This is a genomic window from Providencia sp. NPDC089933 (assembly GCF_049545585.1).
Lineage (GTDB): Bacteria > Pseudomonadota > Gammaproteobacteria > Enterobacterales > Enterobacteriaceae > Providencia > Providencia huashanensis.
The window spans coordinates 353,006-378,315 of record NZ_JBMWDT010000003.1 but is presented as its reverse complement, the minus strand read 5'-3'; the positions used below and the strand labels follow the sequence as shown (position 1 = coordinate 378,315).

General features: G+C 41.7%; 22 protein-coding genes. 18 read left to right on the top strand and 4 right to left on the bottom strand.

Annotation, left to right across the window (positions count from 1 at the left end):
* The first annotated feature begins 18 nt into the window (after window positions 1-18).
* The 4 genes from ACPEH5_RS07130 to ACPEH5_RS07115 all read left to right on the top strand — a co-directional run bounded on the left by ACPEH5_RS07130 (window position 19) and on the right by ACPEH5_RS07115 (window position 4,325).
* The gene (locus tag ACPEH5_RS07130; protein WP_240133612.1) at window positions 19-1,587 is read left to right on the top strand and encodes an alpha/beta hydrolase-fold protein; all 1,569 of its coding nucleotides are present in this window, start codon (window positions 19-21) and stop codon (window positions 1,585-1,587) included.
* A 179-nt stretch (window positions 1,588-1,766) separates the two neighbouring features.
* Complete coding sequence (gene phoA, locus ACPEH5_RS07125) at window positions 1,767-3,206, top strand: alkaline phosphatase (RefSeq protein WP_042849075.1); 1,440 nt, start codon at window positions 1,767-1,769, stop codon at window positions 3,204-3,206.
* Between the two features lie 206 nt (window positions 3,207-3,412).
* Complete coding sequence (locus tag ACPEH5_RS07120) at window positions 3,413-3,943, top strand: GNAT family N-acetyltransferase (RefSeq protein ID WP_042849074.1); 531 nt, start codon at window positions 3,413-3,415, stop codon at window positions 3,941-3,943.
* 127 nt (window positions 3,944-4,070) lie between these two features.
* Window positions 4,071-4,325 (top strand): DUF1435 family protein, encoded by a 255-nt coding sequence (locus ACPEH5_RS07115; protein WP_042849073.1) that lies wholly within the window; start codon window positions 4,071-4,073, stop codon window positions 4,323-4,325.
* Window positions 4,326-4,662: 337 nt separating this feature from the next.
* Here the strand turns inward: ACPEH5_RS07115 and rsmC are convergent, their stop codons facing one another.
* Window positions 4,663-5,676 (bottom strand): 16S rRNA (guanine(1207)-N(2))-methyltransferase RsmC, encoded by a 1,014-nt coding sequence (gene rsmC / locus ACPEH5_RS07110; protein WP_048608598.1) that lies wholly within the window; start codon window positions 5,674-5,676, stop codon window positions 4,663-4,665.
* A gap of 132 nt (window positions 5,677-5,808) precedes the next feature.
* On the opposite strand from rsmC, the gene ACPEH5_RS07105 reads away from it, so the two are divergent.
* Complete coding sequence (locus ACPEH5_RS07105) at window positions 5,809-6,219, top strand: DNA polymerase III subunit psi (RefSeq protein WP_042849071.1); 411 nt, start codon at window positions 5,809-5,811, stop codon at window positions 6,217-6,219.
* On the top strand, window positions 6,188-6,640 hold the full coding sequence (rimI, locus tag ACPEH5_RS07100; protein ID WP_042849070.1) for a ribosomal protein S18-alanine N-acetyltransferase: 453 nt from the start codon (window positions 6,188-6,190) through the stop codon (window positions 6,638-6,640). The genes ACPEH5_RS07105 and rimI overlap by 32 nt, the downstream gene beginning before the upstream one ends.
* Window positions 6,641-6,715: 75 nt before the next feature.
* Here rimI and ACPEH5_RS07095 read toward each other — a convergent pair whose 3' ends face one another.
* Window positions 6,716-8,275 carry a BCCT family transporter gene (locus ACPEH5_RS07095; protein WP_197679467.1) on the bottom strand — a complete coding sequence of 520 codons (1,560 nt, stop codon included), beginning with the start codon at window positions 8,273-8,275 and terminating at the stop codon, window positions 6,716-6,718.
* A gap of 318 nt (window positions 8,276-8,593) precedes the next feature.
* Between ACPEH5_RS07095 and ACPEH5_RS07090 the strand changes: the two genes are divergently transcribed.
* From ACPEH5_RS07090 to ACPEH5_RS07080, 3 genes are read left to right on the top strand one after another with little or no spacing between them, the layout of a single operon-like run.
* Window positions 8,594-9,721 carry an aromatic ring-hydroxylating oxygenase subunit alpha gene (locus ACPEH5_RS07090; RefSeq protein WP_042849069.1) on the top strand — a complete coding sequence of 376 codons (1,128 nt, stop codon included), beginning with the start codon at window positions 8,594-8,596 and terminating at the stop codon, window positions 9,719-9,721.
* A gap of 39 nt (window positions 9,722-9,760) precedes the next feature.
* Window positions 9,761-11,209 carry an NAD-dependent succinate-semialdehyde dehydrogenase gene (locus ACPEH5_RS07085; RefSeq protein WP_042849068.1) on the top strand — a complete coding sequence of 483 codons (1,449 nt, stop codon included), beginning with the start codon at window positions 9,761-9,763 and terminating at the stop codon, window positions 11,207-11,209.
* A 15-nt stretch (window positions 11,210-11,224) separates the two neighbouring features.
* The gene (locus ACPEH5_RS07080) at window positions 11,225-12,178 is read left to right on the top strand and encodes a PDR/VanB family oxidoreductase (protein WP_166686038.1); all 954 of its coding nucleotides are present in this window, start codon (window positions 11,225-11,227) and stop codon (window positions 12,176-12,178) included.
* Window positions 12,179-12,221: 43 nt separating this feature from the next.
* Here the strand turns inward: ACPEH5_RS07080 and ACPEH5_RS07075 are convergent, their stop codons facing one another.
* Both ACPEH5_RS07075 and ACPEH5_RS07070 read right to left on the bottom strand, forming a co-directional pair.
* Window positions 12,222-13,127 carry a helix-turn-helix domain-containing protein gene (locus ACPEH5_RS07075; protein ID WP_042849066.1) on the bottom strand — a complete coding sequence of 302 codons (906 nt, stop codon included), beginning with the start codon at window positions 13,125-13,127 and terminating at the stop codon, window positions 12,222-12,224.
* 34 nt (window positions 13,128-13,161) lie between these two features.
* Window positions 13,162-14,079 carry a LysR substrate-binding domain-containing protein gene (locus ACPEH5_RS07070; RefSeq protein WP_042849065.1) on the bottom strand — a complete coding sequence of 306 codons (918 nt, stop codon included), beginning with the start codon at window positions 14,077-14,079 and terminating at the stop codon, window positions 13,162-13,164.
* Window positions 14,080-14,181: 102 nt separating this feature from the next.
* On the opposite strand from ACPEH5_RS07070, the gene ACPEH5_RS07065 reads away from it, so the two are divergent.
* From ACPEH5_RS07065 to deoB, 9 genes are all read left to right on the top strand, one after another.
* Window positions 14,182-15,246, top strand: a complete 1,065-nt coding sequence (locus tag ACPEH5_RS07065; protein ID WP_166687290.1) for a tartrate dehydrogenase — start codon at window positions 14,182-14,184, stop codon at window positions 15,244-15,246.
* A 212-nt stretch (window positions 15,247-15,458) separates the two neighbouring features.
* On the top strand, window positions 15,459-17,048 hold the full coding sequence (prfC, locus tag ACPEH5_RS07060) for a peptide chain release factor 3 (RefSeq protein WP_042849063.1): 1,590 nt from the start codon (window positions 15,459-15,461) through the stop codon (window positions 17,046-17,048).
* A 195-nt stretch (window positions 17,049-17,243) separates the two neighbouring features.
* The gene (locus ACPEH5_RS07055; protein ID WP_042849062.1) at window positions 17,244-17,654 is read left to right on the top strand and encodes a BON domain-containing protein; all 411 of its coding nucleotides are present in this window, start codon (window positions 17,244-17,246) and stop codon (window positions 17,652-17,654) included.
* Window positions 17,655-17,804: 150 nt separating this feature from the next.
* Window positions 17,805-18,887: a patatin-like phospholipase family protein gene (locus ACPEH5_RS07050; protein WP_129466886.1), complete on the top strand. Its 1,083-nt coding sequence runs from the start codon at window positions 17,805-17,807 to the stop codon at window positions 18,885-18,887.
* Window positions 18,880-19,665 carry a TatD family hydrolase gene (locus ACPEH5_RS07045; protein ID WP_129466885.1) on the top strand — a complete coding sequence of 262 codons (786 nt, stop codon included), beginning with the start codon at window positions 18,880-18,882 and terminating at the stop codon, window positions 19,663-19,665. Before ACPEH5_RS07050 ends, ACPEH5_RS07045 begins: the two co-directional genes overlap by 8 nt.
* A gap of 304 nt (window positions 19,666-19,969) precedes the next feature.
* Entirely contained in the window at window positions 19,970-21,253 is a 1,284-nt protein-coding gene (locus ACPEH5_RS07040) for a NupC/NupG family nucleoside CNT transporter (protein ID WP_173424848.1), read from the top strand.
* 488 nt (window positions 21,254-21,741) lie between these two features.
* Window positions 21,742-22,521: a deoxyribose-phosphate aldolase gene (gene deoC, locus ACPEH5_RS07035; protein WP_048608471.1), complete on the top strand. Its 780-nt coding sequence runs from the start codon at window positions 21,742-21,744 to the stop codon at window positions 22,519-22,521.
* 48 nt (window positions 22,522-22,569) lie between these two features.
* Window positions 22,570-23,892, top strand: coding sequence for a thymidine phosphorylase (gene deoA / locus ACPEH5_RS07030; protein WP_166687289.1), 1,323 nt, complete (start codon window positions 22,570-22,572; stop codon window positions 23,890-23,892).
* A 53-nt stretch (window positions 23,893-23,945) separates the two neighbouring features.
* Window positions 23,946-25,169: a phosphopentomutase gene (gene deoB / locus ACPEH5_RS07025; protein WP_042849057.1), complete on the top strand. Its 1,224-nt coding sequence runs from the start codon at window positions 23,946-23,948 to the stop codon at window positions 25,167-25,169.
* Window positions 25,170-25,310 lie beyond the last annotated feature (141 nt).

Below are 25,310 nucleotides of genomic sequence, written 5' to 3'. Positions count from 1 at the left end.
GATTCATTGGAATGAGATGTGAAATCTTTGCCACTTTTAGGGTGTATTTTGTTTTCTTCAGCAGCCATCGCAACCTCTTCAGACTGTATTCGTTTAGCGGAGCTTTCTACTGCCGAAGGGGTGCATAACAGTAAGGGGGATAGCTGTTTATTTTTTGAAGCATCACAGCAAAATTTTATCAAGCAACGTGGAGAGGGGGTTTCCAAGGTCACATTACTAGACGCTAAGCAACAGCCCATACGTACTCTACAAGAATATGGTTCGGCGCAAGAGCCTCATTCTGCGGATTATTTAGTCCCTACAAATGGGGTTTATTATCTTTCTTTGAAAGGTGAGCCGGGGAAGCCTTGGCGTCTGCAATTTGATGTCAAACCTTATCAGCCGTTAGATATCAAAAAAGAGGGAGAGCCTGTAAGCCCTAAGTTGCAAAGCCTATTGGATGAGTATTATAGCGATGGGGACTCAGCCGCTTTCTGGCAAGCTGTTGCGATAGAAGGAACTCCACTGATTGAGGATCTCGCTGGTTCGCAAAAGCGAGCAACTTTTTTATGGCGGGGGGCGAAATCCAATGCGTATATTTTAGGAGCGCCATCGGGGAATCATGAAAGAATGGCGCATTTGGCGGGAACTGATATTTGGTACCGCTCTTTTATTATCCCTGATAAGACATTGTCACAATATAAAATTGCCCCTGATATCCCAATGGTTCCTGAAGGTGGTTTCGCACAGCGTAAGGCAATATTAGTGACAGCACAAGCTGACCCGTATAACCCCAACGTTATTCCATCTTTAGCTGAAGATAAATACAACCGCTTCTCCTTATTGTCACTAGCGCCACAAATACGCCAATGTAATTTCCCATTAATAAAGCACTCGCAAGTTCAAGGAAGTTTGGAAACTTTTACACTTTCTAGCCGTGTTTTGAATAATGAACGAAAAATTACGGTATATCGCGCAAATATGCCGATGAAACACCCTGCGCTGTTAGTGTTGTTAGATGGTCAGATTTACCAACAAAATTATCAAATGGTGAAGTTTTTTGATAAATGGATGAATAACGGTGATTTGCCAGCTATGGATATCGTGTTTGTCGATAGCATCAGTTCGGAACGTCGTGGGGAAGAGCTGCCTCCTAATCATGACTTCCCTCAATTGCTGGCGGATGAGTTAATACCGTTACTGGTAAAAAAGGGAATCCAAGCGGAAGCCAAACACACTATTATTGCGGGGTCTAGTTATGGAGGGCTTGGGGCAACTTGGAATGCCTTACAGCATCCGGAGGTATTCGGCAATGTGTTAAGCATGTCAGGGTCTTATTGGTGGTCACCAAAGGGGGAAGACCCTGAATGGCTGATCCGGGAAATTGAAACCATGCCGAAGCAACCCATTCGATTTTTCCTTGAGGCGGGTTTATTTGAACAAAGAGGCAGTTGGGGCGGAATTATTCAAAATCATTATCACTTGTTTGACGTATTAAAGCATAAAGGCTACCAAGTTGATGCAATAGAATTACCCAGCGGCCATGATTACATTTCTTGGTGTGAAACACTGTATGAGGGCACAAAGAAACTCTCATCACAGTGGTAAGTAATAACCGGATTAGTGCTTAAAGCAGCTTGTAATGAGCTGCTTTTTCATTTTTATGACAACCGTATTCATTTCGCCATAAAAGCGTCATTCAACTGTCATCTAGCTCCTTTAGCATGCCTATCATTATTTAAAACATACTTATTCATTTTTCATTATTGATCGGCAAGGAAACTGTTATGACTGGTAATTTTATGAAGTCTTTTTTAGCTGTCACAGTAAGTACATTGATTTTAGGAAGTACAATCCCTGCTTATGCCGCAGATAAAAATGATGCGGTTTCAGAAAACCGTGCGGCCCAAGGCGATATCACTAAATTTGGCGGAGCACGTCGTTTAGCGACTGAACAAACTGACATCATGAAAGCGGCGCTTCACAATGGTCAAGCCAAAAATGTGATTTTATTTATCGGTGATGGTATGGGGGATTCTGAAATTACCGTCGCACGTAACTATGCAGAAGGTGCAGCTGGCTTTTTTAAAGGCATCGATGCCTTACCTATCACAGGGCAATATACTCACTATGCATTAGATAAAAAAACGCAGAAACCTGATTATGTGACTGACTCGGCGGCTTCCGCAACTGCATGGTCATCGGGTGTGAAAACATATAATGGTGCATTGGGGATCGATGTATTTGGTAATGACCACGAAACGTTAATTGAAATTGCGAAACGTAATGGAAAAGCTACGGGCAACGTGACAACCTCTGAAATTCAGGATGCAACTCCAGCCGCGCAGTTCGCCCATGTCAGTGCACGTAAATGTTATGGACCTGAAGAAACATCAGAAAAATGTGCGGCTAATGCCTTAGAAAATGGCGGGCGTGGCTCGATTTCAGAGCAGTTATTGATCACTCGCGCAGATGTGACCCTTGGCGGTGGTGCGAAGAGCTTCAAACAAGAAGCAAAAGCTGGGGACTATAAAGGTAAAACGTTAGAACAACAGGCTATTGAACGTGGTTACAACATTGTGCGTGATGCAAATGCGTTGAACAACGTCACTGTTGCGAATCAAGATAAACCTGTTTTAGGTTTATTCCATGATGGCAATATGGCAGTCGCGTGGGAAGGGCCTAAAGCCGTTCATTATGGCAACATCAATAATGCACCACTTGAATGTAAACCTAATTCTAAATTAGATCCAAATGCGCCAACGTTAGCGCAAATGACTAAAAAAGCGATTGATTTATTAGAAGTCAACCCGAATGGTTTCTTCTTGCAAGTTGAGAGCGCATCCATCGATAAACAAGATCACAAAGCAAATCCGTGTGGCCAAATTGGTGAGACCGTGGCTCTCGATGAAGCCGTTCAAGTTGGTTTAGATTTTGCTAAACAACATGGTGATACTTTGGTTATCGTGACTGCGGATCACTCACATTCGAGCCAAATCATACCGGAAGGCACTAAATCAACAGGGCTAACTCAAGCATTGATTACTAAAGATGGCTCTGTGATGGTGGTTAACTACGGGAACTCTGAAGAAGATGACTCACAGGAGCACACTGGCGCTCAGTTACGTGTAGCTGCCTATGGCCCACATGCGGCAAACGTAATGGGTCTGACTGACCAAACCGATTTGTTCTTTACCATGCGTGATGCAATGGGATTGAAGCAATAAACCAACCCTGTAATATAAATTCTCCGCGACAGGATGTTGCGGAGAATTTTTTTAACGGCCTTCTTTCCTCTCCCCTTTATTCAACCATTCCTTAATAGCTTTATGAAATATTTGAACTTATTTATTTATTGGTTATCTTGATTTATTATTTTTTAATAATCAAAACGAGAGCTTATTTATAAGCGCAGCATGATGAGAACCAATTTATGAGAGAAGTACGGAAACTACAGCGAGATGAAATTCCAGCGGTTTGGTCTATTGATCGCACTGAATTAATTGAGCACCTATATTTACATCAAGATGGGAAATTGGTGCTATCAAAGCAGCGCTTTGATATGAAAGGTTGGCCTGAAGGTGAACCTGAAGCTTACACTCCACATTTGTTGGAAAGTTATGACCAAGGGGCCATTTTTATAGGGGTGTTTGAACAAGGGAAACTGATTGCAGCTGCGAGTTTAGACAATACATGGCGTGGTGAGCAAAAAAATTTGCTGCAGTTGTCTTTTTTACATGTTAGTCACCCACATCGTGGTGAAGGTTTGGCTGGGCTGCTATTTCAGCAGTGTGTTGACCTAGCCATTCAAAAAAACGCTAAAGGGCTGTATATATCGGCGACACCATCAGAAAATACAGTACATTTCTACCAATATCTTGGCTGTACTTTGATTGAAAAACCTGACCCAGAATTATTTGCTTTAGAGCCGGAAGATATTCACTTTGTATATTGGTTTGATTAGAGTGTTTTGTTAATGAATATGTTTGTTGGCTATTGATTTTGTCGTCAAATTGAACAATAAATATTGAAATTCACACAAAATCAGATATGATTGATAATCATTATCATTTGAGATTGTTGAGGTCATTATGCCAACTAGCATATCAAAAACAACTGGCTTACGGCGCATAGGGGCTGGTTTATGGGGTGTTTTCGCCGTGATATTGCTGAGCATTACCTATGTACTCAGCAATATGGGGTTAGATAACCTCAAAATCACCATGATCATTATGATGATCGCGACTGCAGGTATGTTGTTTAACCGTGGTTCTCGGCGTTTATTGATTATCCCAGCCGTTGTTTCACTCGTGTGTTTTCTGGCTGCATTTGTATTACAAAGGTAGTATTTGGTTAAATAATGAGTGAATGCATTAGGAAAAATAATAGAGGGAAAGTGAGCGCACGGTAGAAAGTGCTTTCAAGTCAATTTGAAGTGAAAAACACTGACTGCATCAGTGGTGTGAAAGGGGGGATTAGCCCCCCATACGTCTATAGAATACTAACACCTGAAGCTAGCGCGTCTAGCAATTCCGTCACCCTCGCAACTCACTAAGTTTGTCTGGTTACACTAATTCGGTGTAGCTTTTGGTCGCCGTTTTTTGGTAAAAAATAGCCAGTCAATAATTACTGGCCACTTCTAGTTTGGGTGAATTTATCGGCGTGTTAATTTCACTGATACAGTTAGCGCTTAATCGCTTGATAAACTTTAAATTTCCCTGTTTTAGCTAGCACCTCATGGCTACCGAATGCTTTATCCAGTAAATCAGGGTAAGGTAAAAAAGCATTGGCGACTATGCGCAAGCGCCCGCCCTTTTTCAGGAATTTAGGTGCTTGGTAAATCATATTTTCAACTGCACGGTAGCTAGTATTTAGCCCATCATGGAAAGGTGGATTAGAAATAATCCAGTCAAACTTATCATGAATATCTGAATAAGCGTCACTTGCAACCACTTTGCCTGTTAGCTGATTAGCTTCAAGTGTAGAAGCTGCGGAATCTAATGCAGAGGCACTGACATCACTTAATGTAAGTTTTATTTCTGGGTTTTGGGAACCAATAACGGCCGCCAATACGCCATTACCGCAAGCTAAGTCTAATAGGTCACCGCTCATAGGCTCTGTAAGTGTAGATAATAATAAATCACTACCGATATCGAGTTCCATATGGCTAAATACGCCTGGTAATGCATTAATTCTAACATTATCAATTTGATAATGACGCCACCAGCGAGAAATATCAAACTGGGTCGGTTGCTCTAGTTCGCCATAATACAAACCACAGCGGCGTGCAGAGTCAATTTTTTGCAAGCTAGCGATGCCTTCCATTATAGACTCGGCACTTTTTACCCCGCTACGGTTCTCCCCTACGATAAATATTTGGCTACCAGTAGCGAGGTGGGTACAAAGATCATCAAGCTGAAAACAAGCTTCTTGCTTGTTTTTTTGCCAAAAATAGATGAGTGTATTACAGGGCTGAATAAATTCAGCTGGGGTTGTCGCAGAGTATAACGCCATTTCCCCCATTAACGGTTGTAAACGTTGCCAGTGGTGATACTGGTTCGTAATGACACGAACGCTTGCTGCTTCTAAGGTTGCTGCAAGTTCATCCTGAATGTCACCGGCCAAAATGACATGACGATCTGTAAAGTGTTCGAGATGGCGCTGTATAACTTCGCTGGCAGGTGTCAGTAATGACATATTCTGTCAATCTCCTAAAATAATAGATAACTGATAACACATTACCAGAAATGGGAGAAATAGCATTGCTCTGTTGGCGCTATTAATCCCCTTTGATAAGATGTGGTTGTACAATTGCGACTGGAAAAATAAATGACACGACGTGACAGGCTTTTAGAACAAATGGGGATCACTCAATGGATGGTGAGAAATCCAGCTGTGTTACGTGGTGAACGTGGTGTAAGGATCCCAGCGTCGACTAAGCTTATTATTATTACTGATGAGAACCTCGATTTAAATAGCCAACTGCTAAAAGATATTTTTCTATCAATGAATATTGTCTCTGATGATGTTGTTTGTGTTAATTCAGAGCAGTTAGGTTTACTCCCAACACCAATAATAACGCCTTGTTGGGTATTAGGTGGCGAAACCCACCCCGAAGGTTCAAAAATCACGTTTATTTCACCTGTTTTGTCTGAGCTGATGTCAAGTCACAGCGCTAAACAGGCACTATGGAAACAAATTTATCAATATGATGAAAATATCAACACTAAAGCAATCTGATCTCGCAACTGCTTTCTTAATTGAGAAGTTAAGTCATGACTTCCCATGGACTGAGCGTGTTTTTTATGGGAATCAAGGGGAAAAGTATCATAACATTAAGATTTCTATTAATAATCAAGTTGTTGGGTATGCAATAACTCAGTGTGTGTTGGATGAAGCCACTTTATTCAATATTGCTGTCCATCCTGACTATCAAGGACAGGGGTATGGTCGTTTATTACTCGAGCAACTGATCAGCGATTTAGTTAAAAAAGGTATCTTAACCTTGTGGCTAGAGGTTAGGGAATCGAATGCATCAGCATTACATCTGTATGATAAGCTTGGCTTTCATCAAGTAACAGTACGGAAAGATTATTACCCGGCGAAAAAAGGCCGAGAGGATGCACTTGTCCTCGCTCTAACATTATTGAATGACGAATAAATACGGTTATCATTTTAAATGTGGAATTAAAAACCCCAGCACGAGACTCGTGCTGGGGTTTTGTCATTTAGGTTCTTATTTTTCTGTTTCCGAAAGAATGGTTTTATTCATCAGCTTAATATCTTCTTTCTGTTGTATTTTTGCTGCTGCTTGTGCATTCACTTCTTCGTTCAGGCCTTTATAGGTGGAATAACACATGATTAGCATCATGATAGATAATGGAACGGCCATCGCAACAAGGGCTGATTGTAAGCCGGATAACCCCCCAGTCATGATGAGTACTATTGCAATCGCTGCAATGATCACACCCCAAATTGTTTTCGTCACATGAGATGGGTTTGGGTTCCCATTTTCACTTACCATACCGAGTACGAAAACCGCTGAGTTTGCTGAGGTAACAAAGAAAATCAACACCAGAACAATAGCTATCATACTAATAAAGGTTGAGGCTGGAAAATAATCTAAAAATTTAAATAACGCAGAAGTAACATCGGTTTTTACTGCGTCAGCCAGTGCTGTTTGTCCTAGGTTTTGAATAAGATGGATTGCAGACCCACCCATCACGGCGAACCAAGCGAATGCACTTAATACAGGAATGAATACGGCACCAATCATAAATTCTTTAATCGTTCTGCCTTTTGAGATACGCGCTACAAAGCTACCGACTAATGGTGCCCATGCAATCCACCAACCGAAGTAAAAGAGTGTCCAGTTCGCAATCCAAGTTCCATCGTTGTACGGCTCGGTGCGAAAAGACATACTGACAAAGTTTTGTACGTAATCACCAATGCCTTGGAATAACACTTTTAAAATCGTTTGTGTTGGACCAGAGATAAAGATAAATGCCATCAACCCTATAGCAAGTACGATATTTAGGTTGGATAGATGCTTAATTGCCCCCTGCAGCCCTGAAATAGTGGAAGCGATATATACGACGGTGATAATGGCAATTAAACCAATTTGTACATAAATACTAATTGGTAACCCCCACAAATAGTTCATTCCACTGTTAACTTGTAGTGTACCAAAACCGAGTGATGTTGCGATACCGATAACGATGGAAAGCATCACTAACACGTTGATCCATTTACCAATCGAGCCGTAAATACGATCACCAAGTAATGGGTAAAATACTGAGCTCATTGATGCAGGGAGTTTCTTTCTAAATTGAAAGTAACCTAATGCAACGCCGACGAGTGCATAACAAGCCCAAGCTGATACCCCCCAGTGTAGGTAGACATATTGCATCGCCGCTTTGGCTGATTGCTCTGTAGAGCCTTGGCCAATTGGTGGACTAATATAATAGGAGACGGGTTCCGCTACCCCCCAAAACATTAAGCTAATGCCAATTGATGCGCTAAATAGCATCGCAATCCAAGTGACGGTGCTGTATTCCGGCTTGTCATCATCATCGCCTAGACGAATGTGCCCAAATTTAGAAAAACCAAGGAACATACAAAAGGCAAAAAAGATAAAAACGGAACCTAAGATAAACCAACCTAGGTTGTTGTAGATAAAACTTAAAGCTGAGTGTGAAAATGCTTCCAGTTTGTCAGGGATAAAGGCGCCAAAACTAATTAGCGCCAAACTAAAGGCTAACGACACGTAAAATATAGACTTCTTATGATTCATCATACCTCTTCTCCGGTTGCTCACTTATTTTTTTTGTATGAGAGTTGGCTTGCAGGGAATTCCTATTGTGTTTGTAAGGTTGTTTTTCGTTAATAGCTACTGTTGGTTTACAGAGAATAGCCATGCAAAGATTGCGCAGTCAACAAATAATTAACTTGTCATTAACAGGATCGGTAAATATATATCGCATATTGTATTGTTTTTATTGATGAAATAATGAATGAATAAATTTTAGTCAATATTTTGTTTGATCATTATTGAGATCTGGATTAACATTCATAAAAAATATGTTAACTATAAGTTTACAAAGTGAGGGCAGTTATGAGCAATGCAACCAAAGTCATTTCGATCAATGATCACCTTGATATTGATAACGCATGGACGATCCCTGCACGTTATTACACTTCTGATGATATTTTTGAGTATGAAAAAGAAAAAATATTTGCTAATTCATGGGTTTGTGTTGCCCATATCAGTGAAGTAAAAGAAAAAAACTCGTATATCACTCGTGAACTTATTGGTGAAAGCCTCGTGATCGTTCGTGGTCGTGATGATGTTTTACGTGGTTTTTATAACGTATGTCCACATCGTGGTCACCAATTAATCAGTGGTGAAAGTGGCAAAGTTAAGAATGTGATTACTTGCCCTTATCATGCATGGGCATTCAAGCTTGATGGTCAATTAGCACATGCGACCAATTGTGAGAATGTGAATAATTTTGAATCAGATGCCATGTCATTAAGCTCTTTCCATGTGACTGAACATGCAGGGTTTATTTATGTCAATATGACAACTGAAGAACCTCAACCAATTGAACAGCAATTACCTGGTTTAGCAGAAAAAATGCAAGAAGCTTGTGCTGTGATTGGTGATTTAAAATTGGCAGCACGTTTTGTCAGCCGTACCCCAGCTAATTGGAAAACTATCGTTGATAATTATATTGAATGTTATCACTGCCCGACTAACCATGTTAGTTTCGCGAGTTCAGTGGATGTTAGCGTATATGAACATCAATTATTGGATAACTGGACCGTACAAATCGGTAAAGCTAAACCTTCAGAGTCTTCATATCAGTTTGATGAATCTGTATTAGATCCTCGTTTCTTTGGTTTTTGGATTTGGCCAAGCACAATGTTCAATATGCCGCCTGGAGGGGATTTTATGACGGTTATCTATGAGTTCCCTGTCAATGCCGGAGAAACATTGCAGCATTATGATATTTACTTCCTTAATGAAGAGTTGACGGAGTACCAGAAAAATTTAGTCGAATGGTATCGTACCGTTTTTCGTCCTGAAGATTTACGTCTCGTTGAAAGTGTTCAAAAAGGCTTGAGATCTCGCGGTTACCGTGGGCAAGGCAGAATTATGGTAGATAGGCAACGCAGTGGTATTAGTGAACACGGTGTGGCTCATTTCCATAAGATTTTAGCTGGTGCGCATAGCGAGTAATTACGTTATTGAACATAAATGAACGAGGAGAAGTCACAAATGCATAAGTTAACTAACCCAGCGCTATTTCGTCAGACATGTTATATCAATGGGCAATGGGTTGATTCAGGTCAGAAAATCCCTGTGACTAATCCTGTTGACCAATCTGTGCTGGGAGAAATTCCCAGTTTGTCGGCAAGACAAGTGGATGAGGCTATTGAGCAAGCTCACATGGCGATGGAAGGTTGGCAGCAGCTTACCGCCAAGGCTCGTTCTATCATTTTACGACGTTGGTTTGAGCTTATCGAAGCCAATGTTGATGATCTCGGTCGCTTAATGACCTTAGAACAGGGTAAGCCATTACATGAAGCTAAAGGTGAAATTCGCTACGCCGCTTCATTTATAGAATGGTTTGCAGAGGAAGGTAAACGTGTTTATGGGGAGACTATCCCTCAGACTGTTGGGAGTAACCGGATTTCGACAATTAAGCAACCTATCGGGGTGTGTAGTGCCATTACACCATGGAATTTCCCCGCTGCGATGATCACCCGTAAAGCGGCACCGGCTCTTGCGGCAGGGTGCAGCATTATCATCAAACCAGCGACAGAAACACCTTTTACGGCTCTTGCATTAGCTCAATTGGCCGATGAGGCGGGTATTCCAGCAGGGGTTTTTAATGTTGTGACGGGGGAATCGCGTATTTTAGGCGAAAGACTGACAAAACATGAGCTTATCAGTAAGTTTTCGTTTACAGGTTCGACACAAGTAGGCCGAATATTATCAGAACAGTGTGCATCGACTATAAAGAAAACGTCGTTAGAACTCGGTGGTAATGCGCCTTTTATCGTCTTTGAGGATGCAGACATTGATAAAGCAGTAACTGCCGCTATTCAAGCCAAGTTCCGTAATGGTGGGCAAACCTGTGTTTGTGTTAACCGTTTCTATATTCATACTGCTATTTTTGATGAATTTAAAACCAAGTTTGTCGCAGAAGTGGCCAAATTAACCGTCGGAAATGGGCTTGCTGCGGGTACCGATATTGGGCCAATGATTACATCTAAGGCAATAGAAGGAATGAATGCATTATTGCAAGATGCATTAGCGAAAGGTGCTAAATTATTAACATTAGGTAATGAAATCAAAGAACAAGCCAACTTTTTTAATCCAAAAGTATTGGTAGATGTTGATGATTCAATGGACATTGTTCATGAAGAAATTTTTGGTCCTATTGCCACATTGATCCGCTTTAATGATGAGAGTGAAGTAATTTCTCGGGCAAATAATACTATTTATGGGCTAGCGGCGTACTTTTTCTCTCGGGATGTGAATCGGGTATATCGTGTCGCAGAAAAGCTGCAAAGTGGTATGGTCGGCATCAATACTGGTTTGATTTCTAATGAGGTTGCGCCATTCGGCGGTGTGAAACAATCTGGTTTAGGGAAAGAAGGCTCTCGTTATGGCATTGAGGATTATTTAAGCATTAAGTACTTGTGTATCGATATTGGATAAGGAAGGAGAACAGTGATGAACCAAGCAAAAATCGCGGTAAATGTTAGCCGAATAGAGCAGGTTAGCCCAAACATCAAAATGTTCGAATTCGTTGCACAGGACGGTACTTTTATGCCCTTTAGTGCGGGAAGCCATGTTACCGTTCATATGGGGGGAGAGGCTGGCTTACAGCGTGCGTATTCACTCATTAGTGATCCGCAACACTGTGGGAGTTATTGCATTTCTGTTCTGCGTGATGAAAATTCAAAAGGTGGCTCAGCTTTTATGCATGAGCAGTTATCTTTAGGGGATAGTTTATATTTATCCCCTGCCCAGAATTTTTTCTCGCTTGAGAAAAACAGCAAGTGTAAGCATGTTTTGATCGCTGGAGGGATCGGTATTACGCCATTTCTTTCTTATTTATATGAGTTAGAGCACGGCAATATGGATTTTGAACTCCATTACTGTTTTCGTGACCGCAAAACGGCGGCTTTTGTCGAACATTTACAAGAGCGTATTGGCGACCGATTGCATGTATACGATAGCAGCCAAGGGCAGCGAATGTCAGTTGAGCAGTTAATCAAAAGCCAACCAAGTCATAGTCATGTTTATGTATGTGGTCCGGAATCATTAATTAATAATGTGATTGAAGAAGGTCAAAAACATCTTGGCGAGTCACAGATTCACTTTGAAAATTTTGGCGAAGTCGCGAGTGAAGGTGAGTCATTTGAAGTGCATTTTCAGCGTTCAGGGATTAGCTTAGTTGTTGGTGAAGATATGTCTATATTACAGGCAATCGAAGCAGATAAGCGCATTAATGTGGAATGTTTATGCCGTAATGGAGTCTGTGGTACTTGTGAAACGGCAATATTAGAAGGGGAGGCAGACCACCGAGACCTATACCTTGATGATGATGAAAAAGCGCAGCAAAAAACCATGATGCTGTGTGTGTCTCGCGCCAAAACTAAGCGGCTAGTGCTTGACCTATAACCGGGTTGCCCCATGATTACCCAATGGGGCAATGATTAACCACTCAGATATCTTTTAACTCAAACATTAAAAATATCTGCTGTTCATCATTAACATGTTGATAAGCTGTAATTTGTTTATCTTGAAAAACAACCTGCCCTCGGCCAGTATCGAGTACTTCATCTAGCCATGATTTATGACTAATGACTAATTGATACAATAAGCGTTGTAGGTCGAGGTAGTCTATTTCAGATGAGAGGCTGTTTAAATTACTGGCTAAAATTTCACCCGCTTTGTCTGTGAAAACAACAAGATGATTGAAATGAGAAAGTAAAACATCAAAGTAGCATTTGATTTTACGTAAGCGTAATTCATTATTTTTACGTTCAGTATTGTCTAAGCTAATCCCGACTAATTTAGTTACTTTTCCATTTGAACCCCGAACACCTGTGGCACGAGATGTTATCCAGCGGTATTCACCTTCCCAGTTAATTTTGAAATCCATTTCATGGGCTCCACCTTCGCGGATGATTTTGGAATAACCATTAACCAGTTTTTCTTTAGAGTGGTGATCCATTAATGCCCAGAAATCTTCATTACTGGTGATTTTGATGCCATAAACGGCTTCAACGTTATCAGAGTAATTGAGCTCTCCGCTCATTAAGTCCCATTCCCATGTGACGATATCCGCAGATTCTTGGAGGTGGACTTCATTTATATTACGCATGACCCCTGCATTGGTGACAGTAATTAGGCTATTGGTGTATTCACCGTATTTCAACCAAATTTTGTCGACATCCAATAGTGTGGCGAGTTTTTCAAGGTTATCTTCATCTATCATGCCACCTTTTGTCCATTTATTGACCGCGGTTCTTGAGACACCAAGGGCTTCAGCTGCTTTTAATTGGCTCATTTTTTTCTGTTTTAGCAGTTTTAATAAACGTTCTTTGAATGTCTCTGCTTCTATCATCAATGCATATCCACCTTTTGCTAATAAAACTTAATTAAGTGCGTTCATGGTGTAAATTGTTGGTGAGGAATTGCTCTAAATTTTCAATAAACACTCTAAGATTAGCACTAGTTCGGATACTTCTCGAATAAACAGCATAAACATCTGCTGTTTGGTGCCATTGTGGTAAAACACGTATCAATTGACCAGATTGCAATTCGGGAAGCACGCTCCATAGGGAGCGCAGCAGTATGCCTTCGCCACTTAAACACCATTGTTTGGCCACTTCACCATTATTGACGGTCAGCTTACTGTTCGGTGTGACTGTCATACTTTCTTGTTGCTGCTCAAGTTTCCAAACAGCTGGAGCTTGGTTGCGTTCCTTGATAGCAATGCACAAGTGTTTTTGCTCAAGCTGTTGCGGATATTTAGGGTAGCCATATTTAGCCAAATAACTTGGTGATGCGCATAAAACCCGCTGGTTATGGGCGATACGTCTAGCAATGAATTGCTCGGAAATGGCGCCTCCGATACAAATATCAACATCAATATTTTCATTGATAATATCGACGGATTTATCTGTCAGTGTAAGGTCAATCCCTAGTAAAGGGTAACTTTCCCGTAATGTGAGGATGAACGGGTTAATGTATGTACTACCAAACCCGGTGCTACAACTAATGCGAAGCGAGCCACGGATCTCTTCTCGACATGCATTAAGCTGCTCTTGCATATGTTCAAGTTCTGCTAACATCGCTTCACTACTGCGTAAAATTATCTGCCCTTCATGGGTGAGTTTAATTGAACGAGCAGTCCTAAAAAATAATATTTGCCCTAAATTTTCTTCGAGCAATTTAATTCGTTTAGAGATATAAGCAGGGGAAACCAACAGTTGCTGAGCTGCTTGAGAAAAACTCATTAGGCGCGCAACAGTCACAAAAACGCGGATATCCTCTAATGCTGGGAGCTTGTTCATAGTTTGTAAACCTAAGGATTACACTTCATGCCTATACTTTATCACAGCAAGCCATAAACTGGAGAACAAACATACCCAATTCATTTATCAGAGGTTTTCACTATGTCACAATTTAATATCGCAGTAATCCCAGGTGATGGCATCGGTACAGAAGTGATCCCTGAGGGGATAAAAGTTTTAGAAGCGGCAGCGAGTAAACATAATATAAAGCTTAACTTTACGTATTTTGATTGGTCATGTGAAACTTACCATCGTACGGGGCGTATGATGCCTGAAGATGGCTTAGAACAATTGAAAAAATTTGATGCTATTTTTTTAGGGGCGGTTGGTTTCCCTGGGGTGCCTGATCATATTTCTTTGTGGGGGTTATTACTGCCAATTCGTCGCGCATTTAACCAGTATGTGAATCTTCGCCCCGTACGTTTGTTTGATGGCATCAAGTGCCCACTTGCGGATAAAAACCCCGGAGATATTGATTTTTATGTGGTGCGTGAAAACGTGGAGGGTGAGTATTCGGCTATTGGTGGTATTCAATATGAAGGTACTGATGAAGAAATGGTGTTGCAGCAAAGTATCTTCACCCGTAAAGGTACTGACCGTATTTTAAAATATGCGTTTGACTTAGCACAATCGCGCGACAAAAAACATTTAAGTTCCGCGACTAAATCGAATGGTTTGTTTCATTCAATGCCTTATTGGGACAGTCGGGTAGCTGAAATAGCAAAACAATACCCAGAAATTAAAGTCGACCAATTCCATATCGATATTTTTGCTGCCAACTTAGTTCGAATGCCTGAGTTTTATGATGTGATTGTTGGGTCAAACTTATTTGGTGATATTTTGTCTGATTTAGGGCCTGCTTGTACTGGCACGATTGCGATTGCACCATCTGCAAATATTAACCCTGAAAAAGAATTTCCATCAATGTTTGAGCCAGTTCATGGCTCTGCGCCAGATATTGCAGGGCAAAATATTGCAAACCCAATCGGTACTATTTGGGCCGCAGCCATGATGATGCAGCATTTAGGCTGCCAAGATATCCACGATACTATTATGAGCGCAGTGGAAACTGCGATTAAACAGCGCCGGAACTTAACTCGTGATATGGGTGGGGATGCCAGTACACAAGCACTTGGAGAGGAAATTGCTCACTTAGTGGCGCTTTAACCACTGGTTTATATTGTTATCATTTAGCTAATTTGCTACAGGGTCGAGGTACTGTTTTACGTGTACCTCGATGCTTTGATTGTTAATACCCCCAAGATCTGCGAAAATATCCACCAATTTTGATTAACAAAACGGATTTGCTGCGCTTAGAGCCAAATCAAGCCTCTTCGAATGCCTATACAAATCTGTATATAAACGAAAAGAACGGTTAAATGACAGATCAGAACTTTCTCCATGAAGTTAGCACACGTAGAACGTTTGCTATCATATCCCACCCCGATGCGGGTAAAACCACAATCACTGAAAAAGTGTTATTGTTCGGGCATGCTATTCAACGGGCTGGTACGGTAAAAGGCCGGGGTTCTAACCAGCACGCTAAATCCGACTGGATGGAAATGGAAAAGCAGCGTGGTATTTCGATTACTACCTCTGTCATGCAATTTCCTTATAACGATTGCCTTGTTAACCTACTTGATACCCCAGGGCATGAAGATTTCTCGGAAGACACTTACCGGACGTTGACTGCGGTTGACTGCTGCTTGATGGTTATTGACTCAGGTAAAGGGGTTGAAGACCGGACACGTAAACTGATGGAAGTTACTCGCTTACGTGATACGCCAATCTTAACATTCATGAATAAATTGGACCGTGATATTCGCGACCCAATGGAATTAATGGATGAAGTGGAAAACGAGCTGAAAATTGCCTGTTGCCCAATCACATGGCCTATAGGTTGCGGTAAATTATTCAAAGGTGTTTACCACTTACTGCGTGATGAAACCATCCTATACCAAACAGGTCAAGGCCATACAATTCAAGAAATTCGCATTATTAAAGGGTTAAATAACCCTGAATTGGATGCTGCAGTGGGAGACGAACTGGCAGCCCAATTACGTGATGAACTTGAGCTTGTTCAAGGCGCATCCCATGAATTTGACCATGAAGCATTTTTGCAAGGTGAGTTAACCCCGGTATTTTTTGGTACGGCTTTAGGTAACTTTGGTGTTGACCATATGTTAGACGGGCTAGTCGAATGGGCTCCACAACCACAAGCGCGTAAAACAGATTTGCGTGAAGTGAAAGCAACAGAAGAAAAATTTACGGGCTTTGTGTTCAAAATCCAAGCTAATATGGACCCGAAACACCGTGACCGTGTTGCATTTATGCGTATTGTTTCAGGTACTTATGAAAAAGGCATGAAACTACGTCAAGTGCGTATTAAAAAGGATGTGGTAATTTCTGATGCCTTAACCTTTATGGCTGGTGACCGCTCTCAAGTTGAGAATGCTTATGCGGGGGATATTATCGGCTTACATAATCATGGGACTATCCAAATCGGTGATACCTTTACACAAGGTGAAGAGTTGAAGTTTACGGGTATCCCTAACTTTGCACCTGAATTGTTCCGCCGTATTCGTTTACGTGACCCATTAAAACAAAAGCAACTGTTAAAAGGTCTTGTTCAACTTTCGGAAGAAGGTGCGGTACAAGTTTTCCGTCCGTTAACCAATAATGACTTAATTGTTGGCGCGGTCGGTGTGTTGCAGTTTGATGTGGTAGTGGCACGTCTGAAAAGCGAGTATAACGTAGAAGCTATTTACGAAGCCGTAAACGTTTCTACAGCTCGTTGGGTTGAGTGTGACGATGCGAAAAAATTCGAAGAATTTAAACGTAAAAATGAGCAAAATTTAGCACTTGATGGCGGTGATAACCTATCTTATATTGCGCCAACAATGGTGAACTTAAATCTCACTAGTGAACGCTACCCTGATGTTAGGTTCCGTAAAACACGCGAACACTAATACGTTTTTTCTCTCCCGCTACTAGTTTTGTAGCGGGGGATCTTCTTTCGACCTTCTTTTAAAGCCTATTTTTCTGTTTTTTATCGCATTTGCATCAAGAATATTCTGTCTTTGTCTTCTTTCTCTTTATTTTTAACGTTTTTTTACTTAGGCTATATTATTAGTTAGTCCATCACAGTGAAAGGAAGGTTTTTTATGAAAAAAGCAACGCTATTAAGCTGTTTGGGGGTTATTGGGTTGAGCTGGGCGCTCACGGCTTGTAGCTCATCATCAGATAGCGCTTTGAAAAAACAAGCTTCAGAAACGTGGGACAGCGCGTCAAAAACCGTTGAAATGGCGGGTAAAGATACAGGAAATGCAATTTCGAGCGGTGCAAAAAATACGGGTGAGTATATTGATGACTCTGCGATCACCGCTGATGTGAAAGGAAAACTACTCGGTACGAAAGGTATTTCGAGTAATAATGTATCAGTGAAAACCGTTAATGGAGTGGTTTATTTATCAGGTTTTGTCACCTCGACGGATCAAATTGACAAAATTGTACTGGTGGCATCACAAGTTAATGGGGTGAAATCAGTCCAAAATGGTCTGGTGCTTGCCAACTGATTGGTAAATAAATGTATCAATAGCGCAAATTGCTGAATATTTATTATACAGATCCGTTAGAATGGGCTTTCGTTAGAAGGCTCATTCTATTTTTAGGTGGCTTGAGAGCCTTTAGTCAAAAATACAAGAAATAACGGATTAAGGGGTAGTATGGGGAAACACGTCGCAGTGACATTGGGCACTATTGAGCCCCTCGCATTTTTAGACAACATTAACTCGGGGAAAACCGCACTGATATGTGAAGGTGGTGGGCAACGAGGGATTTTTACTGCGGGCGTACTGGACGAGTTTTTAATTTCCGATTTTAATCCTTTTGACTTAATGATTGGTACCTCTGCTGGGGCACAAAATCTTTCTGCTTATATCTGCGGCCAAGCAGGTTATGCACGACGAGTGATTACTCGCTATACCACCAATTCTGCTTTCTTTAACCCACTACGGTTTATTCGTGGGGGGCACCTTATTGACCTTGACTGGTTAGTTGAAACAACAGCAAAAGAATTACCATTGCGGATGCAAGCAGGGCTTGAATTACTTGCATCAGGGCGCGAGTTCTATATGGGGACAAGCCGCAGCGATGACTTTATGGCTGAGTTCTTACAACCTACAGCAGATTCTTGGTTAGATATTATCCGTGCTTCGAGCGCTATTCCTGGTTTTTATCGAACAGGTGTTGAGCTTGGTGGGACTTTGTACCTCGATGGTGGGATCAGCGCGGCGGTTCCTGTTGAAGAGGCTTATCATCGTGGTGCTGAGACGATTGTTGTGATCCGTACAGTGCCATCACAAATGTATTTTACGCCTGAATGGGTGAAAAGAATGACTCGCTGGTTAGAGGGGGATAGTAATGGCTTGCAGCGCATGGCTGCAATGTTAAAAATTCACCTTAAAAGCTACCGTAAGACGCAGGAATTTATTGAAAATCCACCTAAGGATGTACAGATCTTTGAAATTTACCCACCGGTTCCACTCAAGAGCAGTGCGCTGGGAAGTAAAGTTTCTTCATTGAACCAAGATTATCATACGGGTAGACGATGCGGCCGCTATTTTATGGCGGCACTTGGGGATGCGTTTATTGAAAATAGGCGTAGATTTAGCCGTACCTTAGAGCAAAAAATAGAATTAAACCCGATTGATATACAAATCGAGCCAGAAGAACATCGAGATTTAGTCCCTACAATGGCTGTACAGCCCCTAAAAGGGATGCAAGCTAGTGAGAAGCTAGATGGATAATCTGCGGTTTATTGACACCCATTGCCATTTTGATTTCCCACCTTTCAGTGATGCATTTACTGACAGTTTAGCGCTTGCTAAGCAAAATGGGGTGAGTAAGATTATTATTCCAACTGTCAGTGTCGATAATTTTGCACGCGTGTGGCAACTCGCACAGCAGCACTCATCGTTGTATGCCGCGATGGGCTTTCACCCGTTGTACTTAAGCCAGTATCAAGATCAACACATTGATATTTTAGTCGATTACCTTAATAAAAAAGATAAAAACTGTGTGGCGATAGGGGAGATAGGGTTAGACCTTTACATGCAAAATCCACAGTTCGAGCATCAACAAAAAATACTTTCTGCACAATTAAGGCTGGCAAAACAATTCGATTTACCTGTTATTTTGCATTCACGAAAAAGCCACGATCAGCTAGCGGCGATATTGCGCCGTATGGATGTCCCTGCTCGTGGTGTTATTCATGGCTTTGCAGGGAGCTTATCTCAAGCACAAGCTTTTGTTAAACTTGGCTATTATATTGGTGTTGGTGGGACGATTACTTATGAAAGAGCCAATAAAACACGTAATGTGATATCTAATTTACCCCTTTCCTCGTTACTGCTAGAAACGGATGCACCGGACATGCCAGTGTCAGGTTTTCAAGGCGAGCCAAATCGGCCAGAACGTATTCAATGGGTTTTTCGTGCATTATGTGAACTTCGCCACGAATCCCCCGCAGAAATTGCCCAACAACTTTACAACAATAGTTTGTCGTTATTTAATCTAACGGAGTAAAACCGCAAATAAACGATAAATAATATTTATGTAAGCTTGCTACCTATCTATTTTGCTCCATTCATATTTTGCTTTGGTTGATGAGATGTTTAGTGCCTTTCCAGACTAAACCGAGTCTTGTTTGTGATTTTTGTCACATTATTTGAATTTTTATTGTTTATTGCACCACGTATTTGTGATGAGTATTGCGGGTTATTCATGATGACTAGGTATAATCATCAAACTAAGAGACAAGGTGACGTACACGTTTCCTTATATATCAATTTAAAATCAAGTGAACAGGGATCCTTCCATGCAGCTCATTATGAGTATTATAGGAATGGCGGTGCTTATCGCGATAGCCGTCCTATTTTCTAGCAATCGCCGGGCTATTCGACTCCGCACAGTCGGTGGTGCATTTTTAATCCAACTTGTTATTGGCGCATTTGTCCTTTATGTTCCCGCGGGGCGTAGTGTGCTCCAAGGAATGTCTGACGCTGTTTCTAAAGTTATTGGTTATGGTCAAGATGGGATGAGTTTCATCTTTGGGGGCCTTGTTTCCGATAAAATGTTTGAATTATTTGGTGGCGGCGGCTTTATTTTTGCTTTTCGCGTGCTGCCTATCATCGTCTTTTTCTCATCACTGATTGCGGTTCTTTATTACTTAGGCATCATGCAGTTAGTGATTAAGGTATTAGGCGGTGGTCTGCAAAAAGTCTTAGGAACCTCCAGAACAGAATCGTTATCAGCCACAGCGAATATTTTTGTTGGTCAAACAGAAGCGCCACTGGTGGTACGTCCATATATCGCAACAATGACAACATCTGAGCTATTCGCCATCATGTGTGGTGGTTTGGCATCTGTTGCAGGGTCAGTATTGGCGGGTTATGCTCAAATGGGCGTCCCAATGGAATACCTGATAGCTGCATCCTTTATGGCAGCGCCGGGTGGGCTATTATTTGCCAAGCTGATGGTACCAGAAACAGAAGATGTTAAAGACAGAGTTGATGCGACGGATTTAGTTGCTGAAGACGAGCGCCCTGCCAACATTATTGATGCAGCCGCTTCAGGGGCTTCATCAGGGATGCAACTTGCGCTGAACGTGGGTGCAATGTTATTGGCTTTTATCGCGTTGATCGCGTTAATTAATGGTATTTTAGGTGGAATTGGTGGCTGGTTTGATTATCCTCAATTATCACTGGAGCTATTACTCGGTTGGTTGTTCGCACCGATTGCATTTCTCATTGGGGTGCCATGGAGCGAAGCGACAGTCGCAGGGTCTTTCATTGGCCAAAAAATTGTTGTGAATGAGTTTGTTGCATTCATGAACTTTGGTGAGTACATGAAGGCAGATGCTGAGGTTTTAGCCGCGGGTAAACAAGTGTTATCTGACCATACAAAAGCGATTATTTCTTTTGCGCTGTGTGGGTTTGCTAACTTATCATCTGTCGCTATCTTATTAGGTGGTTTGGGCGGAATGGCGCCAAGTCGCCGCGGTGATGTCGCACGCTTAGGCATGAAAGCGGTTATGGCAGGTACACTGTCTAACTTAATGAGTGCAACAATTGCAGGCTTCTTCCTGACTTTAGGTGCAGCGGCAGTTGCTTGATGTTGTTTCGAGGGGCAAAAGCTGGCTCTCTTAAACAAATATAACGGAAGGGCTCTTGTCCTTCCGTTTTTAATTTGATGCGTTATATTCTTTTGTGAATTTTTATATCAATCGAAAATTTTCAACTACTCTTAACGTAGTAAATTAATGATAAAGCATGTATCGAAAAGCCATTTGAGAGAATAAAATGGCCGTCAGATTAGGTATAATTGTAATCTGTATCACATTTATTATTTTAATAATGTAACATTCAGTCGATTAATGTGATTTGTAGCACGTAAAATAACGCTATTCCATGGTCTACTATCATTAGTAAGCTGCTATGGAACTGCTAGTTCTCAGAGTAAAGTTACTCTAGGGCATGATGCGGTGAGAAGGATCTCAGCTGCTCAGTTCGGAAAGTATCCGACTAGCATCTTTAAGGAACCAAGCCCGCTCGCCAACAAAGAACGTGTCGTTCTGAAGAATTAACAACGTTGGAGAGTTATATGACTGATTTAAAAGCAGCCGCACAACGCGCGCTGACCCTGATGGATTTAACCACTTTAAATGATGACGATACTGATGCAAAAGTGATCGCATTATGCCATCAGGCGAAAAGCCCAGCAGGTAATACAGCTGCAATCTGTATTTATCCTCGCTTTATCCCTATTGCACGTAAAACATTACGTGAACAAGGTACTCCAGACGTCCGTATCGCGACAGTAACGAACTTCCCTCATGGTAATGATGACATCGAAATCGCATTAGCTGAAACTAAAGCGGCGATTGCTTATGGTGCAGATGAAGTTGACGTGGTTTTCCCATATCGTGCGCTGATAGCGGGGAATGAAAAAATTGGTTTTGATTTAGTGAAAGCCTGTAAAGAGGCTTGTGCTGCGGCAAATGTGTTGCTGAAAGTGATTATTGAAACCGGTGAATTAAAAGAGGCGGCATTGATCCGCAAAGCTTCTGAAATTTCAATTAAAGCTGGCGCTGATTTTATTAAAACATCAACAGGTAAAGTGCCTGTTAATGCGACATTAGAAAGTGCAGAAATCATGATGCAAGTGATCCACGATATGGGCGTAGCCAAAACGGTTGGTTTTAAACCGGCTGGTGGCGTTCGTACTGCAGAAGAAGCAGCAGATTACTTAGCATTAGCAGGAAGAATTTTAGGTGACGATTGGGCTGATAGCCGCCATTTCCGTTTTGGCGCATCAAGCTTATTAGCAAATTTATTAAATACGCTAGGTTTTGACGTTAAAAAATCAAGCAGCAATTATTAATTTTCGCAATATTGTTAACCGATAAATTCGACTTTAAAGGAGTATATCGTGTTTCTGGCACAAGAAATTATTCGTAAAAAACGCGATGGTAAACCACTAAGTGAAGAAGAAATTCGTTTCTTTATCAATGGTGTTCGTGATAATTCAGTATCAGAAGGTCAAATTGCTGCATTAGCAATGACTATCTATTTTAATGATATGACGATGCCTGAACGCGTTGCTCTGACATTGGCAATGCGTGACTCAGGGACAGTTCTTAATTGGAAATCACTTAACCTGAATGGCCCATTAGTCGATAAACATTCGACTGGTGGAGTAGGCGACGTGACTTCACTGATGCTTGGCCCTATGGTTGCAGCGTGTGGTGGTTATGTTCCGATGATTTCAGGCCGTGGTTTAGGTCATACTGGTGGTACATTAGATAAACTCGAAGCAATTCCAAATTTCGATATTTTCCCTGATGATTCCCGTTTTCGTGACATTATCAAAGACGTAGGTGTTGCCATTATTGGCCAAACAAACTCATTAGCACCTGCAGATAAACGCTTCTATGCCACCCGTGATATTACGGCAACAGTTGATTCAATTCCGCTGATCACCGCATCAATTTTAGGTAAAAAGCTGGCGGAAGGCCTTGATGCTCTTGTTATGGACGTCAAAGTTGGTTCCGGAGCATTTATGCCGACTTATGAAAAATCCGAGCAACTTGCAGAATCGATCGTTAAGGTCGCAAATGGCGCTGGTTGCAAAACAACCGCGTTATTGACTGATATGAATGAAGTATTGGCATCAAGTGCAGGTAATGCGGTTGAAGTGCGTGAAGCCGTACAATTTTTAACAGGTGAATACCGTAACCCACGTTTGTATGAAGTGACTATGGCACTGTGTGTTGAAATGTTAGTGTCTGGATCATTAGCGGCTAATCGTGATGAAGCACGCCAGAAGTTACAAGCGGTATTGGATAACGGCAAAGCAGCTGAAGTCTTTGAGCGCATGGTTGCGGCTCAAAAAGGGCCAGTTGATTTTGTTGAAAATTACAATAAATACCTACCAACCGCAGTATTAAGCAAAGCGGTCTATGCACCAAAAGACGGTATTGTCACACATATGGATACCCGTGCATTAGGTATGTCAGTCGTGACGTTAGGTGGGGGACGCCGTAAAGCGTCAGACCCAATTGACTACAGTGTTGGTTTGAGTGATATCGCGGCGTTAGGTTCTAAAGTAGATACACAAACGCCATTAGCTATTATCCATGCGAACAGTGAAAAAGCATGGGAAGACGCTGCGAAAGAAGTGCGGGATGCAATGGTGATTGGAGATAAAGCTCCACAAGAAACACCGATGGTATATCGCCAAATCAGCGAGTAATAAACAGAGATTTTAGTGGTATGTTGACTTGAATGTACCGCGGGAGAAAAAATATGAAACGCACATTTATTATGGTTTTAGATTCCTTTGGGATTGGTGCAGCGCATGATGCGCATAAATTCGGTGATGAAGGTTCAAACACATTGGGCCACATTGCAGATGCATGTGCTCGTGGTGAAGCAGATATTGGTCGTAAAGGCCCTCTTCATTTACCTAACTTAACTAAATTAGGTTTAGGTAAAGCAGGAGAAGAATCAAGCGGTTCATTCCCTGCGGGGTTAGATCCTAATGCAGAAATTATTGGTGCATACGGTTATGCAAGCGAAATTTCTTCAGGTAAAGATACGCCATCAGGTCACTGGGAAATAGCAGGTGTGCCTGTGCTTTTCGATTGGGGATATTTCTCTGATGAAGAAAATAGTTTTCCACAAGAATTGCTGGATACCTTAGTTAAAAAAGCCAACTTACCGGGTTATTTGGGTAACTGCCACTCATCAGGTACGGTCATCCTCGACCAACTGGGTGAAGAACATATGAAAACGGGGAAACCGATTTTCTATACTTCAGCAGACTCTGTATTCCAAATTGCTTGTCACGAAGAAACCTATGGCTTAGACAAACTGTATGAGCTGTGCGAAATTGCTCGCGAAGAGCTAACTAAAGGTGGTTACAATATAGGTCGTGTTATCGCTCGCCCATTCGTTGGCGATAAAGCAGGTAACTTCACACGTACTGGTAACCGCCATGACCTAGCAGTTGAGCCACCAGCTCCAACAGTATTAAAAAAATTAGTTGATGAAAAACAAGGTGAAGTCGTTTCTATTGGTAAAATTGCCGATATTTATGCGCACGTTGGTATCACTAAGAAAATCAAAGCAACAGGTATTGATGCACTGTTCGATGCGACCGTTGAAGAAATGAAGCTGGCGGGTGATAACACTATTGTATTCACCAACTTTGTTGATTTTGACTCCGCATATGGCCATCGCCGTGATGTAGCAGGTTACGCCGCTGCATTAGAACTATTTGACCGTCGTTTACCTGAGTTAATGAAACTGGTTAAAGAAGACGACATTCTGATTTTAACCGCAGACCATGGTTGTGACCCAACCTGGCCAGGTACTGACCATACACGTGAGCATATCCCAGTGCTGATTTATGGCCCGAAAGTTAAACCAGGCTCATTAGGCCACCGTGAAACGTTCGCGGACATAGGGCAAACAGTTGCAAAATACTTTGATTTGTCTCCGATGGAGTATGGTAAGCCAATGCTCTAATACCCATTACCCGTCATACTTTGAGCTGTAGCGGTGTTGGCTGCACAAAACCACCCTAATCACATACTTGTGTATGCTCATAGGGATGGTTTTGTTTGCCGCCTTGCTACAACTCAAATTATTTAGGGTAATTTCGAGCAA

Bases quoted from the DNA above. Each gene is read 5' to 3' on its own strand.
- phoA (WP_042849075.1), top strand. From the start codon at position 1,767: ATGACTGGTAATTTTATGAAGTCTTTTTTAGCTGTCACAGTAAGTACA.
- ACPEH5_RS07120 (WP_042849074.1), top strand. From the start codon at position 3,413: ATGAGAGAAGTACGGAAACTACAGCGAGATGAAATTCCAGCGGTTTGG.
- ACPEH5_RS07115 (WP_042849073.1), top strand. From the start codon at position 4,071: ATGCCAACTAGCATATCAAAAACAACTGGCTTACGGCGCATAGGGGCT.
- rsmC (WP_048608598.1), bottom strand. From the start codon at position 5,676: ATGTCATTACTGACACCTGCCAGCGAAGTTATACAGCGCCATCTCGAA.
- ACPEH5_RS07105 (WP_042849071.1), top strand. From the start codon at position 5,809: ATGACACGACGTGACAGGCTTTTAGAACAAATGGGGATCACTCAATGG.
- rimI (WP_042849070.1), top strand. From the start codon at position 6,188: ATGATGAAAATATCAACACTAAAGCAATCTGATCTCGCAACTGCTTTC.
- ACPEH5_RS07095 (WP_197679467.1), bottom strand. From the start codon at position 8,275: ATGATGAATCATAAGAAGTCTATATTTTACGTGTCGTTAGCCTTTAGT.
- ACPEH5_RS07090 (WP_042849069.1), top strand. From the start codon at position 8,594: ATGAGCAATGCAACCAAAGTCATTTCGATCAATGATCACCTTGATATT.
- ACPEH5_RS07085 (WP_042849068.1), top strand. From the start codon at position 9,761: ATGCATAAGTTAACTAACCCAGCGCTATTTCGTCAGACATGTTATATC.
- ACPEH5_RS07080 (WP_166686038.1), top strand. From the start codon at position 11,225: ATGAACCAAGCAAAAATCGCGGTAAATGTTAGCCGAATAGAGCAGGTT.
- ACPEH5_RS07075 (WP_042849066.1), bottom strand. From the start codon at position 13,127: ATGATAGAAGCAGAGACATTCAAAGAACGTTTATTAAAACTGCTAAAA.
- ACPEH5_RS07070 (WP_042849065.1), bottom strand. From the start codon at position 14,079: ATGAACAAGCTCCCAGCATTAGAGGATATCCGCGTTTTTGTGACTGTT.
- ACPEH5_RS07065 (WP_166687290.1), top strand. From the start codon at position 14,182: ATGTCACAATTTAATATCGCAGTAATCCCAGGTGATGGCATCGGTACA.
- prfC (WP_042849063.1), top strand. From the start codon at position 15,459: ATGACAGATCAGAACTTTCTCCATGAAGTTAGCACACGTAGAACGTTT.
- ACPEH5_RS07055 (WP_042849062.1), top strand. From the start codon at position 17,244: ATGAAAAAAGCAACGCTATTAAGCTGTTTGGGGGTTATTGGGTTGAGC.
- ACPEH5_RS07050 (WP_129466886.1), top strand. From the start codon at position 17,805: ATGGGGAAACACGTCGCAGTGACATTGGGCACTATTGAGCCCCTCGCA.
- ACPEH5_RS07045 (WP_129466885.1), top strand. From the start codon at position 18,880: ATGGATAATCTGCGGTTTATTGACACCCATTGCCATTTTGATTTCCCA.
- ACPEH5_RS07040 (WP_173424848.1), top strand. From the start codon at position 19,970: ATGAGTATTATAGGAATGGCGGTGCTTATCGCGATAGCCGTCCTATTT.
- deoC (WP_048608471.1), top strand. From the start codon at position 21,742: ATGACTGATTTAAAAGCAGCCGCACAACGCGCGCTGACCCTGATGGAT.
- deoB (WP_042849057.1), top strand. From the start codon at position 23,946: ATGAAACGCACATTTATTATGGTTTTAGATTCCTTTGGGATTGGTGCA.